Genomic DNA, 22,473 nt, shown 5'->3' on the forward strand with positions numbered 1-22,473 from the left:
GTCAGCGGTCCTGGCCCGCGACGCTCAGCGACAGCGCGAAGCGGCCCTCCGCGTCCGTCCACCAATGGGTCAACGCGAAGCCCGCCGAGGCCAGTTCGGCCCGCACACCGTCCTCGCGGAACTTCGCCGAGACCTCGGTGCGCAACTCCTCGCCCCGCGCGAAGTGCACGGCGAGGTCGAGAGCGGGGATCTTCACCGTCTGAGCGGCCCGCGAGCGCAACCGCATCTCGATCCACTCCTGTTCGGTGTCCCACAGCGCGACATGGTCGAACGCGTCGGGGTCGAAGTCCGCCTCCAGCTCACGGTTGACGACGTTCAGCACGTTCTTGTTGAACGCGGCCGTCACCCCGGCCGCGTCGTCGTACGCGGCGACCAGGACCGACTCGTCCTTGACCAGGTCGGTACCGAGCAGCAGCGCGTCGCCGGGCGACAGCAGCGCCCGTACGGACGCCAGGAACGCGGCGCGTTCGGCGGGCAGCAGATTGCCGATCGTGCCGCCGAGGAACGCGACGAGCCGCGGCCCGGGGGTGTCGGGCAGCGTGAGGGAACCGGTGAAGTCGGCGATCAGCGCGTGCACGCCGAGGCCGGGACGCTCGGCGGCCAGCGCCTGACCGGCCTGGGTGAGCGCGCTCTCGCTGACGTCGACGGGGACGTAGGTGTGCAGGCCGGGCAGCGCGTCGAGGAGATGGCGCGTCTTCTCGGACGAGCCGGAACCCAGCTCGACGAGGGTGCGCGCGCCGCTCGCCCGGGCGATCTCCCCCGCCCGGGCGAGCAGGATCTCCCGCTCGGCGCGCGTGGGGTAGTACTCCGGGAGCTCGGTGATCTTCTCGAAGAGTTCGCTGCCGTGGGCGTCGTAGAACCACTTGGGCGGCAGCGTCTTGGGCGTACCGGTGAGGCCGTGCAGGACGTCCGCGCGCAGCGCGGCGTCCGTGGCGTCCTCGGGGAGGGTGCGGGTCAGAAGGAACGGACTCACGTACGGGGCTCCTTCGGCTGTGCGGGTGCCATGTCGTCGTTCATGTCCTTGAGAGGGGTGAGCAGCACCTCGGTGCGGCTCGCCGTGAGCAGGGTGCGGTCGGGGACCTCCCGCCAGTGCGGGTCGTCGTCGTACGGCTCGGAGGCCACGACGGTGCGCGGGCCGGGCCCGGAGAGGTACCAGAGGGTGTCGCCCCAGGCGGTCGCCACGATCGTCTCGCCGTTGGTGAGCAGCAGGTTGAGGCGGGAGCCGGGGGCCGCCTCGGCGACCTCCACGACCGTGTCCGCCAGCGCCTGGCCCTCGTCGTCGCCGCCGCGCAGCCGGTGCAGGACCAGCGCCCAGACGAGCGCGGAGTCGCAACGGGCCTCCAGCGACAGCACTTCCTGCGCGGGCAGGGTCGTGGCGAGCGGCGCGAGCGAGCCGGGCCACCCGGCGACCGCGCCGTTGTGACTGAACAGCCAGGGACCCGCGGCGAACGGCGCCGCCGCGGCCTCCCCGTCGGCACCCGCCACGGTCGCGTCCCGCACCGCGGCGAGCAGCGCGGAGGTGCGGACGACACGGGCCAGGTCGGCGAACGACTGGTCGCCCCAGAGGGGCACGGCGCGCCGGTAGCGGGCGGGCACCGGGTCCCCGGTGGCGTACCAGCCCACGCCGAAGCCGTCGGCGTTGACCGTCCCGTGCCGCTGCCGCCGGGGCGCCCACGCCTGCCGGAACAGGCTGTGCTCCGGTGCCACGAGGAGTGCGCCGAGGGTCTCCTCGGGCCCCAGGAACGCCAGATGACGGCACATCAGGCACTCCCGGGTCCGGCGTCGCGCGCGGTGCGGAACCCGCTGAAGATCTGCCGCCGGATCGGGTAGTCCCAGTTGCGGAACGTGCCCCGGCAGGCCACCGGGTCCACGGCGAACGAGCCGCCGCGCAGCACCTTGTACTCCGGCCCGAAGAAGACCTCCGAGTACTCCGGGTACGGGAAGGCCGCGAAGCCGGGGTAGGGCGCCAGGTCGCTCGACGTCCACTCCCACACGTCGCCGATCAACTGCCGGACACCCAGCGGGGATTCGCCCGCCGGATAGCTGCCGGCCGGCGCCGGGCGCAGATGCCGCTGACCGAGGTTGGCGTGCTCGGGCGTCGGGTCGGCGTCGCCCCACGGGTAGCGCCGGGAGCGGTCGGCCGCCGGGTCGTGCCGGGCCGCCTTCTCCCACTCCTCCTCGGTGGGCAGCCGCCGCCCCGCCCAGCGGGCGTACGCGTCGGCCTCGTACCAGGAGACGTGCAGCACCGGCTCGTCGGGCGGCACGACCTCGGTGACGCCGAACCGGCGCCGCAGCCACTGTCCGCCCTCGCGGCGCCAGAACAGCGGCGCCTCGATGCCGTGACCCCGGACGTGGTCCCACCCTTCGGGAGTCCACCAGCGCTCGTCGCCGTACCCGCCGTCCTCGATGAAGGCCAGGTAGGCGGCGTTGGTGACGGGCGTGGTGTCGATGAAGAAGGACGGCACCGTACGCCGGTGCGCGGGCCGTTCGTTGTCCAGCGCCCACGGCTCGGTGGACGTGCCCATCGTGAACGGGCCACCGGGGACGAGGACTTCACGGGGCCCGGTGAACCGAGGCACCGGAGCGGGGTCCGGCGCCGTCAGCGCGGCCGGCCCGCGGCGCAGCTGATGGGTGATCAGCATGGTCTCGTCGTGCTGCTGTTCGTGCTGCGCGATCATCCCGAAGGCGAACCCCGCCTCGGTCAGCCGCGTGCCGTGGAACGCGGTGCCCTCCAGGACGTCCAGGGCCCGGCCGCGCACCTCGGCCGCGTACTTCCGGGCCTCCGCGGGCGGCAGCAGCGGCAGCGACGGGCGCTCGGCGCGCGGGTGCTCGAACGCGTCGTACAGCCCGTCGATCTCGGGGCGCATCGCGTCGCGCCCCGCGACCGCGCGCAGCAGCCACAGCTCCTCCTGGTTGCCGATGTGCGCGAGGTCCCACACCAGGGGCGACATCAACGGCGAGTGCTGTGCGGTCAGCTCGGGGTCCTCCACGCAGGACGTGAGGAGCGCGGTGCGGTCGCGGGCCGTGGTGAGCGCGTCCAGCGCACGCTCCCTGAGCGACTCCGGGTCCGTGAGCGATTCGGGGGCGGTCATGTGCGGATGTCCTTCCCGTGGAACTGACCGTTCGAACGACTGTGTGAAGGATCGAGGGTGCGGGCCGGGGAGTGCCCCTGGAGGCTGCTGAGCAGATCGTCGGCGGGGCAGCGACCGCGGGCCACATAGCGCTCGATGAACTCCGCCACGGCGTCCAGGACGTCCGTCGTGGCACCGAGCCGGGGCAGCGCCTCGGCCGCCGCCGCGAAACAGACGGTCGCGGCCTCCCGCAGCTCCGGATCGGCCAGACCGAACCGCGCGGCGTCACGCCACAGCGGATTGCGCGGGGCGGCCAGGGGGCCGGCCCGCTCCGCGAGCGGCTTCACCGTCCGGTAGGCGGTCTCGGCAGCGTCCGGATCGTCGAAGAGCGCCGCCGTCACGGCGAGCGGCACGATCCAGCCGTCGTCGCCCGGCTGCGCGTCGATCATGCGCAGCTCCAGATGCCCGCGCGGCCGGACCGGCGGGAACAGGGTCGTCAGGTGATAGTCCAGATCCTCCTTGCACGGCGGGCTGCCCGACCGCGTCCAGTCACGGAACGTCATGTTCTCGGGCACGTCCCAGGGGCCGCTGGACGCCCGTACGCACATCACCGGGGAGTCCAGGACGTGCCGGGCCCAGGCGGCGCGCGGCTCGACGCCCGGCGTCGGCGCGTCGGTGCGCCCCGGGTCCATGGCGGTCCACAGCGACTGCCGGGTGGAGAGCCAGCCGGTGCGCCGCCCCCGGGCCATCGGGGAGTGGGCGAACGCGGCCACCAGGACCGCGCCCAGCTGGTGGGCCAGCCACCAGCGGCGCCCGTGGCCGAGCGGGCCCGGCTCCTCGTACCCGGCGTCCAGGCACACCTGGACGGACGCGGAGGTGCACATCATGGCCCGGCCCTCGGGCCCCGCGCGGTCGAGACAGTGCTCCATGGCGTCGTACCTGGGCTCATGGAGGAAGCGGCGCGGCGGGTTCCACGGGTCCTGGCCGTAGCCGATCAGGCCGAGACCCGCCGCGCGCAGCGTCGCGCGGACGGCGTCGAGGTCGGCCGAGACGGACCCGATGCACTCCATCAGGGAGGCGGCGGGAGCGGAACTGAGCTCCAGCTGGCCGCCGGGTTCGACGGTGAGCGCCGAACGCAGGGGCAGGGTCCGCAGTGCGGCGTAGGCCGCTTCGAGTCGTGCGGAGGGGACGGGGAGCCGCGGCTGCCGCAGCTCGTGGACGAGCCATTCCACTTCGACACCGAGGTACCGGGGCGGCCCGGTCTTGAAGCAGATGCCTCGGACCAGAGCGTCGACCTCGGCCTCGGTGACGACGGAATGGGACTCCGTACAGTCACTCACCGAATCGGACATGTAGGGATCCTCCTGAGATTCCAGCATGCCGCCGGCCCGGGATCTTGTGGGCCGGACCGGCAATCACCCGTCCCACCCAAGACCCTCGCGGCGGTTCGCACAAGGGTGCAGATCGCCGCTTTCGGGACCGCCAAACACTGTTTGCGGGGCCGCGAAACTCTGTTGCGCCGCATGACCAGCATCGCTCACGATGCGTTCATGGGCACGACGGGGGAGATCACGCAGGGGGCGCTCGCGGCACGTACGGGGGTCGCGCCATGAGCGCTCGCCTGCGTGCGACGGCACTGCGGACGGAGGAAATCGTCGCGGCGGGGGCCTATCGCGCGTCCGACGGACGTGAGGTCCCGATCGGCGCGGCCGTGGCCGCCGCCCGTGCCGGCACGAGGATGCACGGTCCGGAGCCGGTGGAGGTCCCTGCGTTCGCTCCGCGGGAGACGGTCGTCGAGGTCACCGCCGAGAGCAGCCTCCAGGTCGCCCGCAGGCTGACCGGGGACGACCCCGTCGCCATACTGAACTTCGCCTCGGCGCGCAACCCGGGCGGCGGCTATCTGAACGGCGCGCAGGCCCAGGAAGAGGCCCTGTGCCGGGCCTCGGCGCTGTACACGTGCCTGGCCGGGGTCCGCGAGTTCTACGACCACCACCGCGCCCACCGCGATCCGTTCTACACGGACCGGGTGATCCACTCGCCCGCCGTGCCCGTCTTCCGCGACGACCGCGGCGCCCTCCTCGACGCGCCGTACCACGCCGGATTCCTGACCGCCGCGGCGCCCAACGCGGGCGTCGTCCTGCGCAGGACACCCGAGCGCGCGGCCGAGCTGCCGGGCGCCCTCGCGGTGCGCGCAGAGCGGGTCCTGGAGACGGCCGTGGCCCACGGCTACCGGCGACTGGTGCTCGGAGCGTGGGGCTGCGGCGTCTTCCGCAACGACCCCGCACAGGTGGCGGACGCCTTCCACACGCTGCTGGGCGCCGACGGCCGGTTCGCCGGCGCCTTCACCCACGTCGTGTTCGGAGTGCTCGACCGCACCCGCGGGTCGGTCACCCTGGGTGCTTTCGAACGGGCATTCGCAGAGCTGGCCGTGCGTCGGTAGCCGATCCGCTCACCGCCAGCCGTAGCGCTCCCGCAGCCGGTGCACCACCAGGTTGAAGCGCATCCGGTCCAGGGCGCACGCCTCGCGCCGCATGCCGGCCTCGTGCAGCCGCAGCACCCGGTCCACGTCCACCCACGAGTCGCGCCCCGACCGGTCCCACGGACCGCTGCCGATCGGCACCCATTCACGGTCGCCGTCGTGCCGCTTGCTGGAGAGCTGCACGGCGAGGAACGTGCCGGCGGCCTCGCGGGCGACGACGAGCACCGGACGGTCCTTGCCCCGTCCGTCGTTCTCCTCGAAGGGCACCCACGTCCAGACGATCTCACCGGGATCGGGGTCCCCGTCGTGCGCGGGGGAGTACTCGGTCCGCACCCGCCCCACCTCGCGGGGCTCGGCCTCGGTCGTCGCGGAGGGGCCGTGGCGGCCGGGCACGTCTTCGTCGGTAAAGGCAGTCACGCGGGCCACGTTAGAGCCTGCCGGGCGCGCACCGACGGGCAGGGCCGACCTCCGCTGACGGGACGCCGGCCCGCGGGCCCCTGTTACGAGACCCCGTGGACACGCGACTTCGGGCGTACGGGAGCCAACTCCCGTACGCCCGAAGCCTCAGCGCCTCATCCCTCGTCGTTCTCCACGGCCACCTTCTCCGTGCGCGGGCCCGTGAAGCCGTTGAGCCCGGCGGCCGTGCCGTTCGGCGCGGTGCCGTTCTGGTTCATCGACGCGAGCAGCTGCCGGGCCAGACCCAGGCCGGTGCCGCCCATGGTGAGCGCCTTGGCGAACATGTCCGACATGCCGTCGGCCCCGTTGAGCAGGACCATGTGGTCGACGTTGCCGAACGCGCTCGCGCCCGCCTGGACGATCTCCGGCCAGTTCTCGGCGAGTTGCTGGGCGACCACCGCCTCCTGGTTCTCGGCCAGGGCGGCGGCCCGCGCCTTGATCGCCTCGGCCTCCGCGAGACCCCGCGCGCGCGTCGCCTCGGCCTCCGCCAGACCCTTGGCCTGAGCGGCGGCCGCCTCCGCCTCGCCGGTGGCGCGGGTCGCCGTCGCGGTGGCCGCACCCCGGGCCTTCGTCGCCTCGGCCTCGGCGTTGGCGGCCGTCTTGACCCGGTTCGCCTCGGCCGCGGCCGCCAGTTCGGTCTCCTTGGCCTTGGCCTGGGCCGACGAGATGCGTGCGTCGCGGTCGGCCTCGGCGCGGGCACGGATCTCGTACGCCTTCGCGTCCGCCGGCTTGCGCACGTCCGCCTGGAGCTGCTGCTCGCGGCGGTGCGCCTCGAGTTCGGCGACCCGGGTCTCCTGGACGACGACGTCCTGCTGGGCGGCCGCGAAGGCGAGCGGGCCGGCCTGCTGGGCCTTGGCGGCGGCCTTGTCCCGCTCGGCCTGGTAGCCGGCCTGGAGGATCTCGCTGTCCCGGGTCGCCTCCGACATCCGTGCCGCTGCCTGCTGTTCGGCCTCGGTGGCCAGACGATTCGCCTCGGCCTGCGCGATACGCGCGTCGCGCTGGACGGCGGCGGCGTGCGGCATGGCGAGGTTCTTGATGTACCCGGTCGGGTCCTCGATCTCGTGGATCTGCAGCGAGTCGACGATCAGGCCGAGCTTCTCCATCTCCGTACCGCACGCGGCACGGGTCTGACCGGTCAGCTTCTCCCGGTCGCGGATCATGTCCTCGACGGTCAACCCGCCGACGATGGACCGCAGATGACCGGCGAACACGTTGTGCACCCGCTCCGACATCAGCTTCTGCTGGTCGAGGAAGCGGCGGCCCGCGTTGGCGATCGACACGAAGTCGTCGCCCACCTTGAAGATGACCACGCCACGCACCTTGAGCGGAATGCCCTGGTGCGTCACGCAGTCCACGGACAGCTGGGTCTCGTTGAGGTCGAGCGACAGCTTGCGCACCGCCTGCACGCCCGGCAGCACCAGCGTGCCGCGGCCCGTCACGATGCGGAATCCCATGCCTTCTTCAAGGCCCTCGGTCCGATGCTTCGAACCGGAGATGATCAGTGCTTCGTTGGGCTCCGCGACGCGCCACATGAGCTTGAAGACCACAACGACGAAGATCAGCGCGAGGACGGCTGCCCCCGCGACGACGCCGACAACCATCGGCATACGCCCCCTTTGCATGGTGCCCTTTCGGCACCGAACGAACGGGAGTGTGCTCCTGCGCAAGGCCGGGGTACAGACGCTGACAGATCCTTGTCGCAATCTTGACGCATACGGCTCTCACCTGGGACGAAGGCCTCACATACGAGCTGTTGACGACGGTGCGCGGGGCACACGCCGACGGCCGCGTCGTCACGGCGCGGCGATCGGTTCACGTAGGCGGAGGGCGCGGTCAGCGGTTCACACGTACGGCGGAGGGCGCGGTCACCGGCTCAAGCCCTGCGGTGCGCGGTGCCGAGTGATGCCGTGCAGCGGAGGGCGCCGCACGCCGAACTCCCCTGCGGCGCACTCCAGTCGGCGTCGGCGTAGGCGCGCGCGCCGGCGTCAGTCGTCGTACGCGGCCGACACGTACACCGTGCGCGGCGGCAGGTACTCCACCACCATCACGACCGTGCCGCGCTCGATGCGGTCCTTCGACGTGGCGGGGTACGCGAGGAAGTGCTCGGCGCCGCCACGCACCCGGACGATCACCTCGCCGACGAGCCCGGGCCCGACCGTGCCGGTCACCCGCCCCATCAAACCGACCATCGACGCGTCGTCCATGGTCACAGGTTGACGTGCTCCCTGGCCTAAAGTCCAGGGATTCCGGCCTGGGTCGTCTGACCCTTCCAGGGGCTTCCTGCTTCACCGCGCTGTGCCGGGACTTTCGTCCCGGTCTTACCAGCGCTCCACGAGGCGTTTAGCGTCTCCGCCCGTCCGGCGGCGACGATTCGGCGTCCTTTGAAGAGGACGTTACGTGCTGCGTTGTGGTCGCGGTCGTGCACGGCGTGGCATTCGCCGCACGTCCACTCGCGGACGTGCAGGGGCTTGGGGCCGTCCCGGAATCCGCAGGCCGAGCAGACCTGGGAAGACGGGAAGGCCCGGTCCACCTTGGCGAAGGTGCGGCCGTGCTTGGTCGCCTTGTACTGGAGCATGCCGACGAACGTGGACCATCCCGCGTCGTGCACGGACTTGGCCAGCCGGGTGCGTCCGAGACCGGACACCGCGAGGTCTTCCACGTACACCGCTTGGTTGTCGCGGATGATCTGTGTGGAAGCCTTGTGGTGGAAGTCCCGGCGCCGGTCGGCCACCTTGGCGTGCTGGCGTGCGACCTTCATGCGGGCCTTGGCCCGGTTCTTCGATCCCTTGATCTTGCGGGACAGTTCCCGCTGAAAGCGCTTGAGCTTCTTCTCGGCCCGGCGCAGAAAACGCGGGCTGTCGATCTTGCGGCCGTCGGACAGGACAGCGAAGGCAGACAGGCCGAGGTCGATGCCGCACTCCGTCTCGACTTCCGGGAGGATGTCCGGCTCGGTGTCGACGACGAAGCTGAGGAAATACCGGCCGCAACTGTCCTTGGTGACGGTCAGGGACGTGGGCGCGGCCGGCAGTGGACGGGACCACTTGACCTGGAGGTTGCCGACCTTGGCCACATACACCGTGCCGTCGTCCTGAAGAGAGAAGGCGTTGATGTTGAGACGGATCGATTGCCGGCTGTCCTTCTTCGACTTGTAGCGGGGCGGTCCGACCTTGCGGCCCTGCCGCTTGCCCTTGACCGAGTCGAAGAAGTTCTTGTAGGCGGTGTCCAGGTCCCGCAGGGACTGTTGCAGGACGACCGCCGACACGTCGGCGAGCCAGGCGCGTTCCTCGGTGCGCTTGGCCTGGGTGATGCGCAGCCGGGACAGCTCCGCCGACTTCACATACGGCAGCCCGGCCGCGTGCGCTTCCTTCCGGTCACGCAGGCAGTCGTTCCACACCACGCGGGCGCATCCGAACGCACTGGCCAGCGCACGGCGCTGGGAGGCGTCCGGGTAGGCCCGGTAGTTGTAGCGGAGCTGCACACCCAAGATCCTACTGCGATTGGTCTCATGGATGGACAGAACGATTATGGGCGTGGCAGACACGTTGTTTCGGCGATGCATGTTCACTTGGTCTTTGTGACGAAGTATCGGCGCGGGGTGTTCAACGACGAGATGCTGACACGCTGTGAAGAGATCATGAGCAAGGTCTGCGAGGACTTCGAAGCAGAGCTCACGGAATTCAACGGCGAACGCGATCACGTCCACCTCCTGGTGCACTACCCGCCCAAGGTCGCCGTCTCGAAGCTGGTCAACAGCCTCAAAGGTGTATCCGCCCGCCGGATACGGCAGGAGTTCACCGGTCAGATCAACCGCGCCATCATGCACGGACACCTGTGGTCGCCCTCGTATTTCNGCGCCCGCTCTAAAGTGCACGTCAGAGCTGCCTTGAGATGCATTCATCCCCGGCGTGAACGCCGGGGCTTTCTGCAAGAGTCCCGGTAAGGCCGGAACTCCCTCACGCCACCGGTGAGTCCGCGGGAGTCCGGTGTGGCGGCCACCGCTCGTGCCAGCGCCCGTCCGCCTCCAGCTGCGCGGCCAGCGACACCAGCAGGAGTTCGCTGTTCGCGGGGCCGAGCAACTGCGCGCCCACGGGCAGTCCGTCACCGACGAAGCCGGCGGGCACGTTGACCCCGGGCCAGCCGAGGATGTTCCACGGCCACGCGTAGGGGCAGGCCGCGATCATGGCCCGGTCGGTGCCCAGGCCGTTGAGGTTCACCATCGAACCGATCCGCGGCGGGGGAGCGGCGGTCGTCGGCGCGAGCAGCACGTCGTACGTCTCGAAGAGCGCGCCGACCCGCCGGTGCAGCGCGGCCTCCGCCTTCCGGGCGGCCCGCAGGGGCGCGCCGCCGAGCAGCCTGCCCAGCCGGGCGGCGTCGAGAGTGCGCCGGTCGAGCAGGTCCTGCCGCGGCACCTCGCGCACGTGTTCGGCGAGCCCCGCCGTGGCACGCGGGATGAAGGTGAGGCCGATGCGCCCGTAGCGCGGCTCGGCCTCCTCCACCACGTGCCCGAGCTCCGCCAGCCGTTCCGCCAGCGCGACGACACGCGCGCGTACGGCGGGATCGAGACGGGCGGGCAGCGCCGTGAACGGCGGCTTCAGCGACAGCGCGATGCGCAGCCTTCCGGGGTCGCGCCCCACCGCGTCCTGGACCCGCAGCGCGGGCGGGCGGTGCAGATCGCCGTCGTGGTTGCCGCTCGCCGCGTCCAGGAGGAGAGCCGCGTCGGCGACCGTGCGGGCCAGCGTGCCGTTGACCGTGATGCCCTGGAACGACTCCGGGCGCGGCCAGGTGGAGATCCGGCCGCGCTGCGGCTTGATGCCGACCAGATGCGTCCAGGAGGCAGGGATGCGCACCGAGCCCGCACCGTCCGAGCCCAGCGCGGCGGGAACCAGCCCCGCCGCCACGGCGGCCGCCGAACCCCCGGACGAGCCGCCCGGGGTGTGGTCGTGGTGCCATGGATTGCGGGTGGCACCGAAGGCGGGCCCTTCGGTGAAGGGCCACTGACCGAGCTCGCACGTGTTGGTCTTGCCCACGACGACGGCTCCGGCCGCCCGCAGCCGGCGGACCGCCTCGCCGTCCCGGTCCTTCGGCGGGAAGTCGCCCGGACAGCCGAACGCGGTCGGCTCACCCGCCACGTCCATGTCGTCCTTGACCGCCACCGGCACCCCGAGCAGGGGCCGCCGCACCCCTGCCGCCAACTCCGCGTCCGCGGCGTCCGCCTCGGCGAGAGCGGCCTCGGCGCGCACCACACGGAACGCGTTCAGGGTCGGCTGCGTCGCGTCGATCCGTGCCAGCGCACGTTCGGTCAACTCCCGCGCGCTCACCTCGCCGTCGGCGAGGGCGCGGGCACATTCGGCCAGACCTGCGGCACGGTCGGGAACCATTCGGGACACCTCCGAAGCACTCTGTCTACCGAACGGTAACCTCTGGACGCTCCGACCGGTACGGGAAGGGCAACTTCCATTGAGCCAAATGGAGTTCTGCACGTCGCGGGGCCCTTGGACCCCCGGCACGGAGCGGCTCGCCGGGGTTCTGCAAGGATGCCGTACGTCATGGTGCAGATACCGAAGCAGTCCGCCCCGTCGTCCCCCGCCCAGCGCCCCGTGCCGACGAGCGCCGATGTGGCCCGTCTGGCGGGAGTGTCCCGCGCGACCGTCTCGTACGTCCTGAACAACACCAGCGCCGTCCGGATCAGCGAACCCACCCGCCGCCGCGTCCACGAGGCCGCCAAGGAACTCGGCTACGTCCCGCACGCAGCCGCCCGCAGTCTGCGCGCCGGACACAGCCGCATGGTCCTCATGCCCGCCCCGACCGTCCCGGTGGGCCCCCTCTACAGCCAGTTCTTCAACGAACTCCAATGGGCGCTGAGCCGCCTCGACTACACCGTCGTGCAGTACGGCGGTGTCGGCCTGCACGGCGACGAGGCGGCCCGCGCCTGGGCGGAGCTCCGCCCGGTCGCCGTCCTGGTGCCCGGCAGCGGCCTCGGCCCCGAGGGCCTCGCCGTCCTCAAACGGGCCGGCGCCCGCGCCGTGGTCACCCTGGGGCCCGAACGCGTCGAGGGCGCCCACGCACTGCTCATGGACCACGACCGCGTCGGCCACAGCGCGGGCGCCCACCTGCTGGCCCGCGGCCGTCGCCGGATCGGCGTAGTCATGCCCGGCGAATCCGGACTGGAGATCTTCTCCCGGCCGCGCCTCGACGGAGTCCGCCGCGCCCTGCGCGGCAGCGAGGCGTCCGTCACCGAACTGCCGCTCGCGTACGCGGAGGAGGACGCGGCCCGGCTCGCGGCGCGCTGGCGCACCCTGGGCCTCGACGGTGTGTTCGCCTACAACGACGAGTACGCCATGCTGCTGATGCGCGCCCTGCAGGACGAGGGCGTCGGCATCCCGGACGAGACGGCCGTCATCGGCGCCGACGACCTGATGCTCGGCCGGCTCCTGCGGCCGCGCCTGAGCACCGTCCACATCGAGTTGCCGTCCGGCCGCGACCTCGCCGAACTGGTCGACCGCGCCGTCCGCCGGCCGGGTGCGGCGCCCGAGACGCACGAGGTCCTCGGCGCACGGGTCGTGCACCGCGATTCGAGCTGAGAGAGGCTGGGCCCGCACCCGGGTCTGTGTGAGGCTGGGGGCTGTTCCCCGCGGACACCGGACACCGGAGGCGCGACATGCGGACCACGGTCGGCATCATCGGCGGCGGGCCGGCAGGCCTGCTGCTGGCCCGGCTGCTGCACCGGACGGGGATCGACTGCGTCGTCCTGGAGAGCAGGACACGGTCCTACGTCGAACGGCGTCAGCGCGCCGGGATGCTGGAGCAGGGCACGGTCGACGCGCTGCGCGAGAGCGGAGCCGGTGCGCGCCTCGGCGCCGAGGGCCTGGTCCATCACGGGATCGAGCTGCGCTTCGAGCGCGAGCGCCACCGCGTCGACTTCCCCTCGCTCACGGGCGGCCGTAAGGTCACGATCTACGCCCAGACGGAGATCGTGAAGGACCTCGTCGCCCTCCAACTCGCCGACGGGCCACCGCTGCTGTTCGGGGCGCGGGCGCTGGCCGTCGAGAAGGCGGAGAGCGAGGCGCCCGTCGTACGGTTCGTGCACGAGGGCCGCGAGCTCACCCTGACCTGCGACTACGTGGTGGGCTGCGACGGCTCCCACGGCATCGCCCGAGACGCCTTCCCCGCGGACGTGAGCCGCACGTACGCCCACGACTACCCCTACTCCTGGCTCGGCGTCCTGGCCGAGGTGCCGCCCTCCTGCGAGGAACTCGTCTACGCGCGCGGCCCGGGCGGTTTCGCGCTGCACAGCATGCGCTCGCCGTCGGTGTCACGGCTGTACCTCCAGGTCCCGAACGGCACCGTCGGCGACGACTGGCCCGACGACCGCATCTGGGACGAACTCGCCGCACGCTTCGCCATCGACTCCGACTGGCGGCTGGAACGCGGCCCGATCACCGCCAAAGGGGTCACCCCGATGCGCAGCCTCGTCCACGAACCGATGCGCTACGGACGGCTGTTCCTGGCCGGCGACGCCGCCCACATCGTGCCCCCGACCGGCGCCAAGGGACTCAACCTCGCGGTGTCCGACGTACGGGTCCTGGCCCGCGGCCTCGCCGAGCTCTACCGCACCGGGTCACCCGAACTCCTCGACGCCTACTCGGACCTGTGTCTCGACCGGGTGTGGCAGGCCACCCGCTTCTCGTACGACATGACCACGATGCTGCACGCGCAACCGGACGGGGACGCCTTCGACCACCAGGTGCAGCTGGCACGGCTGCGCCGGATCACGGCATCCCGCTCCGCGGCGGCCGAACTGGCCGCCAACTACACGGGACTTCCGCTCACCGTGTGAGCCCGCCGGACCCACTGGTGACCAGAGAACGATCGGAGAGAGCCGTCATGCCGTTGCTCGACCCCACGAACTGGCAGCCCCGTCCCCTCTCGGGCGGCGGGCACACCGTCACCGAACCCGCCACCGGCGACTCCCTCGGCGCCGTCACCCTCGCCACCGCCGAGGACGTCGCCACGGCGGCCCGCGCGGCGAGCGCCGCCCAGCCGGAATGGGCCGGACTCCCGCATTTCGCGCGCGCCGCCGTACTGCGCAGGGCGGGCGACCTCTTCGCCGCGCACGCCGACGAACTGCGCGACTGGATCGTCCGCGAGTCCGGCTCCATCCCCGGCAAGGCCGACTTCGAACTGCACGTCGCCGCCCAGGAGTGCTACGAGGCCGCCGCGCTCGCCTCGCGTCCGGTCGGCCAGATCCTGCCGTCGGAAGCGCCCCGCCTGTCGTACACGCGGCGTGTGCCCGTCGGCGTCGTCGGCGTCATCGCCCCCTTCAACGCCCCGCTCATCCTGTCGATCCGCTCGGTGGCCCCCGCGCTCGCCCTCGGCAACGGCGTCGTGCTCAAACCCGACCCGCGCACCGCGGTCTGCGGCGGCCTGGCACTCGCCGCCGTCCTCGCCGAGGCGGGCCTGCCCGACGGGTTGCTGCAGGTCCTGCCCGGCGGCCCCGAGGCCGGACAGGCCCTCGTCGCCGACCCGCACGTACCGGTGATCTCCTTCACCGGATCGACCGCGGCCGGACGCGCGGTCGGTGAGGCCGCGGGCCGTCATCTCAAGCGGGCGCACCTCGAACTGGGCGGCAACTCGGCCCTGATCGTGCTGGAGGACGCCGACATCGACGCGGTCGTCTCCACGGCCGCCTGGGGCTCGTTCTTCCACCAGGGGCAGATCTGCATGACGACGGGCCGCCATCTCGTGCACGCCTCGCTCTACGAGGAGTACGTCGAGCGGCTCGCCGCCAAGGCCGACTCCCTCGCCGTCGGCGACCCCTACCGCGAACAGGTGCACCTGGGACCGATCATCGACCGCGCCCAACTCGACAAGATCCAGCGGCTGGTGGAGTCGAGCACGGCCCACGGGGCGAAGCTCGCGGCGGGCGGCTCGCACGAGCGGCTCTTCTACCGGCCGACGGTGATCGCCGGGGTCGACGACACGACTCCCGCGTACACGGAAGAGGTCTTCGGCCCGGTCGCCCCCGTACGCCCCTTCAGCACGCCCGAAGAGGCCGCGGCCCTCGCCTCCGCGGGACCCTACGGCCTCTCACTGGGCATCGTCACCCGGGACACCGCGCGCGGCCTCGACCTCGCCGAGCGCATCCCGACCGGCATCGCCCACATCAACGACCAGACCGTCAACGACGAGGCCGTGGCACCCTTCGGCGGCATCGCCGCCTCCGGAACCGGAGCCCGCTTCGGCGGCGAGGCCAACCTGGACGCCTTCACCGACGTGCGCTGGACGACGGTCCGCGGCGACGTCGCCACGTATCCGTTCTGAGGACGCGCGCACGACGGGCCGGCGGTCCCGGGGGACCGCCGGCCCGTCGTCGGCTCACTGACCGCTCTGCTGGGCCTGCTGCTCCGCGATGGACTTGCGGACCTCGTCCATGTCCAGCTTCCTGGCCTGCCCGATGACGTCGTCCAGGGCGGCCTCGGGCAGCGCCCCGGGCTGGGCGAAGATCGCCACCTGGTCCCGCACGATCATCAGCGTCGGGATCGACTGGATGTCGAAGGCGGCGGCCAGCTCCGGCTGCGCCTCGGTGTCCACCTTGGCGAACACCAGGTCCGGGTTGGCCTGGGCGGCCTTCTCGTAGACGGGGGCGAACTGACGGCACGGCCCGCACCAGGACGCCCAGAAGTCGATCAGGACGAACTCGTTGTCCGCGACCGTCTGGTCGAAGTTCTCCTTGGTGAGCTCCACGGTGCTGCTCATGCGCGTTTCCTTCTTCCTCGCGTCCGGGTCATACCGGTTTGCACAACGCCGCCTTCCAGGGACGTATTCCGCGCACGTACCCATGTGGAAACGGCGCACACCACCGACCAGACTGGCCCCCATGACGGAAACGGAATCCATCCCCTATGACGTAGTGGTGCTCGGTGCCGGACCCGTGGGGGAGAACGTCGCCGACCGTACCCGCGCGGCCGGTCTGTCCACCGCGGTCGTGGAGAGCGAACTCGTCGGCGGCGAATGCTCGTACTGGGCGTGCATGCCCAGCAAGGCCCTGCTGCGCCCGGTGATCGCCCGCGCCGACGCCCGCCGCGTGCCCGGCCTGCGCCAGGCCGTGCAGGGCCCTCTCGACGCCCCCGCGGTACTCGCGCACCGCGACTACTACACGTCCCACTGGAAGGACGACGGCCAGGTCGCCTGGCTGGACGGCATCGGCGCTGACCTGTACCGCGGCCACGGCCGGCTCGCCGGACCGCGCACGGTGACGGTGGAGGGGGCGGACGGGACCCAGGTGCTCACCGCCCGGCACGCCGTCGCCGTCTGCACCGGAAGCCGCGCCCTCCTGCCCGACCTGCCGGGACTCGACCAGGTCAAGCCGTGGACCAGCCGCGAGGCCACCAGCGCACACGCGGTGCCCGGGCGGCTCGTCGTGGTGGGCGGCGGCGTGGTCGCCACCGAGATGGCCACGGCCTGGCAGGCCCTCGGCTCGCAGGTCACCCTCCTGGTGCGCGGCAAGGGCCTGCTGCCACGCATGGAGAGCTTCGCCGGCGAAATGGTCGCCGAGGCGCTCACCGAGGCGGGCGTCGACGTGCGCACCGGCACCTCGGTGGCATCGGTGACGCGCGAGGGCTCCACCGTGGTCGTCGTGACCGGCGCCGGCGACCGCATCGAGGCCGACGAGATCCTCTTCGCCACGGGCCGCGCGCCCCGCACCGACGACATGGGCCTCGACACGATCGGCCTGGAACCCGGCTCATGGCTGGAGGTCGACGACAGCCTGCGAGTCACCGGCAGCGACTGGCTGTACGCGGTCGGCGACGCCAACCACCGCGCACTCCTGACCCACCAGGGCAAGTACCAGGCCCGGATCGCGGGCGCCGCCATCGCCGCCCGCGCCGCCGGGATGCCCCTGCTGGAGTCCGACCCCTGGGGCGCGCACGCCGCGACCGCGGACCACTCGGCCGTGCCGCAGGTCGTCTTCACCGACCCGGAGGCCGCGGCCGTCGGCCTCTCCCTGGCAGAGGCGGAGCAGGCCGGCCACCGCGTGCGCGCCGTGGACGTCGACATGGCGTCCGTCGCGGGCGCGGGCCTGTACGCGGACGGCTACCGCGGCAAGGCCCGCATGGTCGTCGACATCGACCGCGAGATCCTCCTCGGCGTCACCTTCGTCGGCCCCGGAGTCGGCGAACTGATCCACTCGGCGACCATCGCCGTCGCCGGGCAGGTACCGATCAGCCGCCTCTGGCACGCGGTCCCGTCCTACCCGACGGTCAGCGAGGTGTGGCTGCGCCTCCTGGAGGCGTACCGGGACTGAGGGGTCAGGCCAGGGACACCAGCTCCAGGTACTCGTCGCTCCACAGGTCCTCGTCCGCGTCCGGGAGCAGCAGCACCCGGTCGGGACGCAGGGCCTCGATGGCGCCCTCGTCGTGGGTGACCATGACGATCGCGCCGGGGTAGGTGCCCACCGCGCCCAGCACCTCGGCACGGGAAGCCGGGTCGAGGTTGTTGGTGGGCTCGTCCAGGAGCAGCACATTGGCGCCGGAGTGCACGAGACCCGCCAGGGCGAGGCGGGTCTTCTCGCCCCCGGACAGGACGCCGACGCGCTTGTCGGCGTCGTCGCCCGTGAACAGGAACGAGCCGAGCACCCGCCGCACCTCGCCGTCGGTGAGGTGCGGCGCCGCCGCGGCCAGATGGCCCCGGACGGTGTCGGCGGGGTCCAGCGTGTCGTGCTCCTGGGCGAAGTAGCCCAGGCGCAGCCCGTGACCGGGCACCACGCGTCCGCCGTCGGGGCTGTCCTGCCCGGCGAGGAGCCGCAGCAGCGTCGTCTTGCCCGAGCCGTTGAGGCCGAGGACCACCAGTCGGCTGCCCCGGTCCACGGCCAGGTCCACCCCGCTCAGGACGCGGTGCTCGCCGTACGACTTGGACAGCGCGACCGCACCGAGCGGCATCCGCCCGCAGGGGGCGGGCTCGGGCAGCCGGATCCTGGCCACCTTCTCCGGCCTGGTCACCGGTTCCAGGCCGGCGAGCATCCGGTCGGCGCGGCGGGCCATGTTCTTCGCGGCGACCGCCGTCGACACATAGGCGCGCATCCTGTCGGCCTGCGCGTGCAGCGCCGCCGCCTTCCGTTCGGCGTTCGCCCGCTCCCGGGCGCGGCGGCGCTCGTCCGCCTCGCGCTGCGCCAGGTAGGCGTGCCAGCCCGTGTTGTGGACGTGGAGCGTGGCGTGGTGGGGGTCCAGGTGGAAGACGCGGTTGACCACGTCGGCCAGCAGCGAGGTGTCGTGGCTGATGAGCACCAGTCCGGCCCGATGGTTCGTCAGGAAGCCGCGCAGCCAGCCGATCGAGTCGGCGTCCAGGTGGTTCGTCGGCTCGTCCAGCAGCAGTGTGCCGTGGTCCGCGAACAGGATGCGGGCGAGCTCGACGCGGCGTCGCTGTCCGCCGGACAGGGCGCCGACCGGCTGGTCCAAGACCCGGTCGGGGAGGCCGAGGCCCGCGGCCACCCGCGCCGCCTCGGCCTCCGCCGCGTAGCCTCCGCGTGCCTGGAACTCGGCCTCGGCGCGCGCGTACGCGTGCATCGCGCGCTCCGATCCGTCGGCCATCGCGGCCTCGGCCGCACGCAGCGTGCGTACGGCCTCGTCCAGACCCCGCGCCGACAGGATGCGGTCGGTGACGGTGACCGAGGGGTCGGCGGCGCGCGGGTCCTGGGGCAGGTACCCGAGCGCCCCCGTCCGGGAGACGGACCCGGCGGCGGGCCGCGCCTGCCCCGCGAGGGTGTTCAGAAGGGTGGTCTTGCCCGCGCCGTTACGGCCGACCAGGCCGACGCGGTCGCCGGGGGAGACGTGGAAGGAGATGTCGGACAGCAGCAGACGGGCGCCTGCGCGCACGTCGACACCGCGAACGGTGATCATGGGAATTCGCTCCGGGAATCAATCGGCAGAAGGACACACGTGTGGCGTGGAAGCGGGTCCTTGAGCTAAGAGATTCGGGGCGTAGACATGGGCCCAGGCTAACGAGCGCGGGTTGCGGACCGCCACCGGTTTTCGCTCCGCGAGCGGTTGCCGTGTCGGTCGGCGGGAGTACCGGATCTCGGAGGTCACCCGGTACCGGTGGGATCGGCCTGAACGGCCTCGTCCTCCGGACGGGCTGGGCGGTGACGCCGGCTTCATGGGGCTGCGGGCGTCTCGGGGTGTCCGTGTTGGCTCTCGTAGGTCACCCGGTATTGGTTGCTGATCGGCCTGAACGGCCTCGTCCTCAAGCGCCGGACGGGCTGAGGGGTTGCTCTCTGCCCTCAAGGCGGGACGGGGACTGCCGTCGGACCGGACGGGGACTGCCGTCGGACCGGACGGGAGGTGCCGTCGGACCGGACGGGAGGTGCCGTCGGGCGGGTCACCGCTGGACCTCAGCCCGGTCGCACCCGCAGTCGCTATGTCACCGAAGGGGCCGTGCCGGTGAATCAAATGCCCGTTGCGGACAGCGCCACGCACCCACCGAGGTCCTACCAGCCCCGCCCCGCACAAGGGCTGCAACGGGCGGATCACCGGCACGGACCCGACCCACCCACCGGACAGACGGCGAATCGGCCGCAACCACATCCGCACCCGCACCCGCCAACACGCCCACCGAGCACCACGGCTCCCTCACCCGGGCAGCGAAAAACCCAGGACCGCCGCAGCCCGTTCGGGCGTCGGCTGGCTCCAGAGTTCCGCCATCGCCTGGTTCGACGCCAGGGACCGCAACTCGGCGCGGTCCAGGTACAGCGTCCCGTCGAGGTGATCCGTCTCGTGCTGGACGATCCGCGCGGGCCAGCCGCTGAACACCTCGTCGACCTCACGGCCCCGCTCGTCCAGCGCCCGCAGCCGCACCTGAGCGTGCCGCTCCACGACTGCCTGCCAGCCCGGCACACTCAGGCAGCCCTCGAAGAACGCGGGCCGCCCCGAGCCGACCCCCTCGTACGACGGGTTCACGAGCACCCGGAACGGCTGCGGCACCCGCCCCCGCGCGAGCCGCACCTCCTCGGACACGGGAGCCGGGTCCTCGATCACCGCGAGCCGCAGCGGCACGCCGACCTGCGGCGCCGCGAGCCCCACGCCGGGCGCCGCATGCATCGTCGCGCGCAGCGCGGCGACGAAACGGGCCAGCAGCCCGGCGTCCAGCTGCCCGTCGAAGGGCTCGGCCGGCTGCCGCAGCACCGGGTCGCCGGCCGCGACGATCGGCAACGGCCCTTCGTGGTCGAGGAGTTCCTCGACCAGGTCGCTCAGAGGGCGGGACAGGCTGGAGTCACGTTCGGATGCCATCGCGCCAGGATGCCAAGCCGGCCCGCGCCGAGCGAGGCGGCGCCGGGCGAGTCCCGGACCTTTCTCCCGCACCCACGCCTCTCTCCCGCACCCACCCCTCCCGCTCCTGTGACCCCCACCCCTCCCGCTCCCGTGACCCACACCACACACGACCCCGGGAACTCGATGCGACCGCCCCCCGACTACTGGACCGCCACCCCGAAGGGGATCCCGACTCCCCGTCCGGTGGACCCTTTCCGTCCCCTGCCCGACCGGAGACCCCCGCCCATGTCCACCGCTCCCTCGACCACGACGGACGACCCCACGCCCGTCCCACCGACCCCGTCACGAAGAATCCGGGCCACGCTGCGCCCCCTGGTTCTGCGCCTGCACTTCTACGCAGGCGTACTGGTCGCCCCGTTCCTGCTGGTGGCCGCCGTGACCGGATTCCTCTACGCCGCCTCGTTCCAGGCCGAGAAGATCGTGTACGCGCACGAACTGACCGTGCCGGCCGGCGACCGCAAACTGCCGTTGTCCGAGCAGGTGACCGCGGCCCGCAAGGCTCACCCCGAGGGCACGGTCTCGGCCGTGCGGCCCTCCCCGGAGGCGGACGCGACGACCCGGGTGCTGCTCTCCGGCGTCACCGGCGTCGACGCCGACCACACCCTCGCCGTGTTCGTCGACCCGTACACGGGGAAGGTGCGAGGAGCCCTGGAGCAGTACGGCTCGACGGGCGCGCTCCCGCTGCGCACCTGGATCGACGGGCTTCACCGGGACCTGCACCTCGGCGAGAACGGCCGCCTCTACAGCGAACTCGCCGCGAGCTGGCTGTGGGTGATCGCGGGCGGCGGCCTGGTGCTGTGGTTCGGCCGCCGAAGGGAGCGGCGCAAGGTGCGCGGCACCACCGGACGGCGCCGCACCCTCGGACTGCACGGCACGCTCGGCGTCTGGGCGGCCACCGGCTTCGTCTTCCTCTCCGCGACGGGGCTGACATGGTCGGCGTACGCCGGGGCGAACATCGACGAGCTGCGGACCGCGCTCGGCCAGGCCACGCCCTCCGTCTCGGCCACGACCGGTGGCGACCATGCGGCGCACAGTGCTGCGAAGTCCGGCGAGGCGACCGCGCGAGACCTGGACGCGGTCCTCGCGGTGGCACGGGCCGAGGGGCTCGGCGACCCCGTCGAGATCGTCGCGTCCGCCGACGCCTCCTCGGCGTACGTCGTGAAGCAGATCCAGCGCGGCTGGCCCGAGAAGCAGGACTCGGTGGCCGTGGACCCGGCGACCGGCGAGGTCATCGACGCACTCCGGTTCGCCGACTACCCGCTGCTGGCCAAGCTGACCCGCTGGGGCATCGACGCGCACACCGGCACGCTGTTCGGCCTCGTCAACCAGATCGCGCTGATGGCCCTCGCGCTCTCGCTGGTGCTCCTCATCGTGTGGGGCTACCGCATGTGGTGGCTGCGCGGCCGGGCGTCGGCGTTCGGGCGGCCCATTCCGCGTGGCGCGTGGCAGCAGGTCCCGCCGCAGATTCTGGTCCCTGCTCTGGCGGCGGTCACCGTCCTCGGCTACTTCGTGCCGCTGCTCGGCATCCCGCTCGCGGCGTTCGTCGCCGTGGACGTCCTCCTCGGCGAGATCGCCCACCGCAGGGAGAGGCGAACCCCCGCCTCCGGATGACGGGATCAGCCGAGCGGCGAGCGGCGAGCGGCGAGCGATGAGCGCCGACCGGCAAGCGGCAAGCGGCGAGCCGCGACCGGCGACACACGAGGGGCCGGCCACCCGAAGTGGCCGGCCCCTGCGTCTGCGACGGACCCTTCGAGCGGCCCCGCCGGACAAGCGGTCACACCTGCTCGAAGTCCCCCGCGAGCGCGGAGGCGATCCGCATGTGCGACTCCGCCTCGTCGTGCCGCCCCTGGCGCTGAAGCGTGCGCCCCAGCATCAGCCGGGCGTAGTGCTCGACCGGGTCGAGCTCCACGAGCGTGCGCAGCTCCGTCTCCGCGCGGCGCAGCTGGGCCGAGTGGTAGTAGGAGCGCGCCAGCAGCAGCCGGGGTCCGACCTGCTCCGGCACCTCCTCGACCAGCCCACCCAGAATCCGCGCCGCGGCGGCGTAGTCCCTGGCCTCGAAGAACATCCGCGCCCGCTCCCAGCGCTCCGCGGCCGTTCCGTGGTCGTAGTACGTCGTGTCCACTGCTGACCTCCTTCGACGGGC

At 72.3% G+C, this 22,473-nt stretch carries 20 protein-coding genes; 7 read left to right on the forward strand and 13 right to left on the reverse strand.

Annotated features, from left to right (window positions below; genetic code table 11):
* Window position 1: 1 nt before the first annotated feature.
* From egtD to egtA, 4 genes are read right to left on the reverse strand one after another with little or no spacing between them, the layout of a single operon-like run.
* On the reverse strand, window positions 2-973 hold the full coding sequence (egtD, locus tag ABEB03_RS34360) for an L-histidine N(alpha)-methyltransferase (protein ID WP_345656769.1): 972 nt from the start codon (window positions 971-973) through the stop codon (window positions 2-4).
* The gene (egtC, locus tag ABEB03_RS34365) at window positions 970-1,761 is read right to left on the reverse strand and encodes an ergothioneine biosynthesis protein EgtC (RefSeq protein ID WP_345656770.1); all 792 of its coding nucleotides are present in this window, start codon (window positions 1,759-1,761) and stop codon (window positions 970-972) included. Before egtC ends, egtD begins: the two co-directional genes overlap by 4 nt.
* The gene (gene egtB, locus ABEB03_RS34370) at window positions 1,761-3,092 is read right to left on the reverse strand and encodes an ergothioneine biosynthesis protein EgtB (RefSeq protein WP_345656771.1); all 1,332 of its coding nucleotides are present in this window, start codon (window positions 3,090-3,092) and stop codon (window positions 1,761-1,763) included. The genes egtC and egtB overlap by 1 nt, the downstream gene beginning before the upstream one ends.
* Window positions 3,089-4,423 carry an ergothioneine biosynthesis glutamate--cysteine ligase EgtA gene (gene egtA / locus ABEB03_RS34375; protein WP_345656772.1) on the reverse strand — a complete coding sequence of 445 codons (1,335 nt, stop codon included), beginning with the start codon at window positions 4,421-4,423 and terminating at the stop codon, window positions 3,089-3,091. Before egtA ends, egtB begins: the two co-directional genes overlap by 4 nt.
* 257 nt (window positions 4,424-4,680) lie before the next feature.
* On the opposite strand from egtA, the gene ABEB03_RS34380 reads away from it, so the two are divergent.
* Window positions 4,681-5,511, forward strand: a complete 831-nt coding sequence (locus tag ABEB03_RS34380; RefSeq protein ID WP_345656773.1) for a TIGR02452 family protein — start codon at window positions 4,681-4,683, stop codon at window positions 5,509-5,511.
* Window positions 5,512-5,520: 9 nt separating this feature from the next.
* Here ABEB03_RS34380 and ABEB03_RS34385 read toward each other — a convergent pair whose 3' ends face one another.
* The 4 genes from ABEB03_RS34385 to ABEB03_RS34400 form a co-directional block, all read right to left on the reverse strand.
* Window positions 5,521-5,967, reverse strand: a complete 447-nt coding sequence (locus ABEB03_RS34385; RefSeq protein ID WP_095938053.1) for a type II toxin-antitoxin system PemK/MazF family toxin — start codon at window positions 5,965-5,967, stop codon at window positions 5,521-5,523.
* A 155-nt stretch (window positions 5,968-6,122) separates the two neighbouring features.
* Window positions 6,123-7,613, reverse strand: a complete 1,491-nt coding sequence (locus ABEB03_RS34390) for an SPFH domain-containing protein (RefSeq protein WP_345656775.1) — start codon at window positions 7,611-7,613, stop codon at window positions 6,123-6,125.
* Between the two features lie 378 nt (window positions 7,614-7,991).
* Window positions 7,992-8,216: a hypothetical protein gene (locus tag ABEB03_RS34395; protein ID WP_345656776.1), complete on the reverse strand. Its 225-nt coding sequence runs from the start codon at window positions 8,214-8,216 to the stop codon at window positions 7,992-7,994.
* 20 nt (window positions 8,217-8,236) lie between these two features.
* On the reverse strand, window positions 8,237-9,484 hold the full coding sequence (locus ABEB03_RS34400) for an RNA-guided endonuclease InsQ/TnpB family protein (RefSeq protein WP_345656777.1): 1,248 nt from the start codon (window positions 9,482-9,484) through the stop codon (window positions 8,237-8,239).
* A gap of 27 nt (window positions 9,485-9,511) precedes the next feature.
* On the opposite strand from ABEB03_RS34400, the gene tnpA reads away from it, so the two are divergent.
* Window positions 9,512-9,946 (forward strand): IS200/IS605 family transposase, encoded by a 435-nt coding sequence (gene tnpA / locus ABEB03_RS34405; protein WP_345656778.1) that lies wholly within the window; start codon window positions 9,512-9,514, stop codon window positions 9,944-9,946.
* Between the two features lie 13 nt (window positions 9,947-9,959).
* Here tnpA and ABEB03_RS34410 read toward each other — a convergent pair whose 3' ends face one another.
* Window positions 9,960-11,393 carry an amidase gene (locus ABEB03_RS34410; RefSeq protein WP_345656779.1) on the reverse strand — a complete coding sequence of 478 codons (1,434 nt, stop codon included), beginning with the start codon at window positions 11,391-11,393 and terminating at the stop codon, window positions 9,960-9,962.
* 159 nt (window positions 11,394-11,552) lie between these two features.
* On the opposite strand from ABEB03_RS34410, the gene ABEB03_RS34415 reads away from it, so the two are divergent.
* The 3 genes from ABEB03_RS34415 to ABEB03_RS34425 all read left to right on the forward strand — a co-directional run bounded on the left by ABEB03_RS34415 (window position 11,553) and on the right by ABEB03_RS34425 (window position 15,327).
* Window positions 11,553-12,587: a LacI family DNA-binding transcriptional regulator gene (locus ABEB03_RS34415; RefSeq protein WP_345656780.1), complete on the forward strand. Its 1,035-nt coding sequence runs from the start codon at window positions 11,553-11,555 to the stop codon at window positions 12,585-12,587.
* Window positions 12,588-12,664: 77 nt separating this feature from the next.
* Window positions 12,665-13,843 (forward strand): 4-hydroxybenzoate 3-monooxygenase, encoded by a 1,179-nt coding sequence (locus ABEB03_RS34420; RefSeq protein WP_345656781.1) that lies wholly within the window; start codon window positions 12,665-12,667, stop codon window positions 13,841-13,843.
* A gap of 47 nt (window positions 13,844-13,890) precedes the next feature.
* The gene (locus ABEB03_RS34425) at window positions 13,891-15,327 is read left to right on the forward strand and encodes an aldehyde dehydrogenase family protein (RefSeq protein WP_345656782.1); all 1,437 of its coding nucleotides are present in this window, start codon (window positions 13,891-13,893) and stop codon (window positions 15,325-15,327) included.
* Window positions 15,328-15,381: 54 nt separating this feature from the next.
* Here the strand turns inward: ABEB03_RS34425 and trxA are convergent, their stop codons facing one another.
* The gene (gene trxA / locus ABEB03_RS34430) at window positions 15,382-15,903 is read right to left on the reverse strand and encodes a thioredoxin (RefSeq protein ID WP_345656783.1); all 522 of its coding nucleotides are present in this window, start codon (window positions 15,901-15,903) and stop codon (window positions 15,382-15,384) included.
* Here trxA and ABEB03_RS34435 point away from each other — a divergent pair.
* Window positions 15,884-17,311 carry a dihydrolipoyl dehydrogenase family protein gene (locus ABEB03_RS34435; protein ID WP_345656784.1) on the forward strand — a complete coding sequence of 476 codons (1,428 nt, stop codon included), beginning with the start codon at window positions 15,884-15,886 and terminating at the stop codon, window positions 17,309-17,311. The genes trxA and ABEB03_RS34435 overlap by 20 nt on opposite strands.
* 4 nt (window positions 17,312-17,315) lie before the next feature.
* On the opposite strand, the gene ABEB03_RS34440 is transcribed toward ABEB03_RS34435, so the two are convergent.
* Both ABEB03_RS34440 and ABEB03_RS34445 read right to left on the reverse strand, forming a co-directional pair.
* Entirely contained in the window at window positions 17,316-18,902 is a 1,587-nt protein-coding gene (locus ABEB03_RS34440) for an ABC-F family ATP-binding cassette domain-containing protein (protein WP_345656785.1), read from the reverse strand.
* 729 nt (window positions 18,903-19,631) lie between these two features.
* The gene (locus ABEB03_RS34445; protein WP_345656786.1) at window positions 19,632-20,288 is read right to left on the reverse strand and encodes a peptide deformylase; all 657 of its coding nucleotides are present in this window, start codon (window positions 20,286-20,288) and stop codon (window positions 19,632-19,634) included.
* Between the two features lie 267 nt (window positions 20,289-20,555).
* On the opposite strand from ABEB03_RS34445, the gene ABEB03_RS34450 reads away from it, so the two are divergent.
* Window positions 20,556-21,941, forward strand: coding sequence for a PepSY-associated TM helix domain-containing protein (locus tag ABEB03_RS34450; protein ID WP_345656789.1), 1,386 nt, complete (start codon window positions 20,556-20,558; stop codon window positions 21,939-21,941).
* A 163-nt stretch (window positions 21,942-22,104) separates the two neighbouring features.
* On the opposite strand, the gene ABEB03_RS34455 is transcribed toward ABEB03_RS34450, so the two are convergent.
* A complete protein-coding gene (locus tag ABEB03_RS34455; protein WP_345656790.1) occupies window positions 22,105-22,452 on the reverse strand; it encodes a tetratricopeptide repeat protein in 348 nt (115 codons plus the stop codon).
* Between the last annotated feature and the right edge of the window lie 21 nt (window positions 22,453-22,473).

Origin of the sequence: Streptomyces siamensis, assembly GCF_039543605.1 — a bacterium.
In the GTDB taxonomy this organism is placed as follows: Bacteria; Actinomycetota; Actinomycetes; order Streptomycetales; family Streptomycetaceae; genus Streptomyces; species Streptomyces siamensis.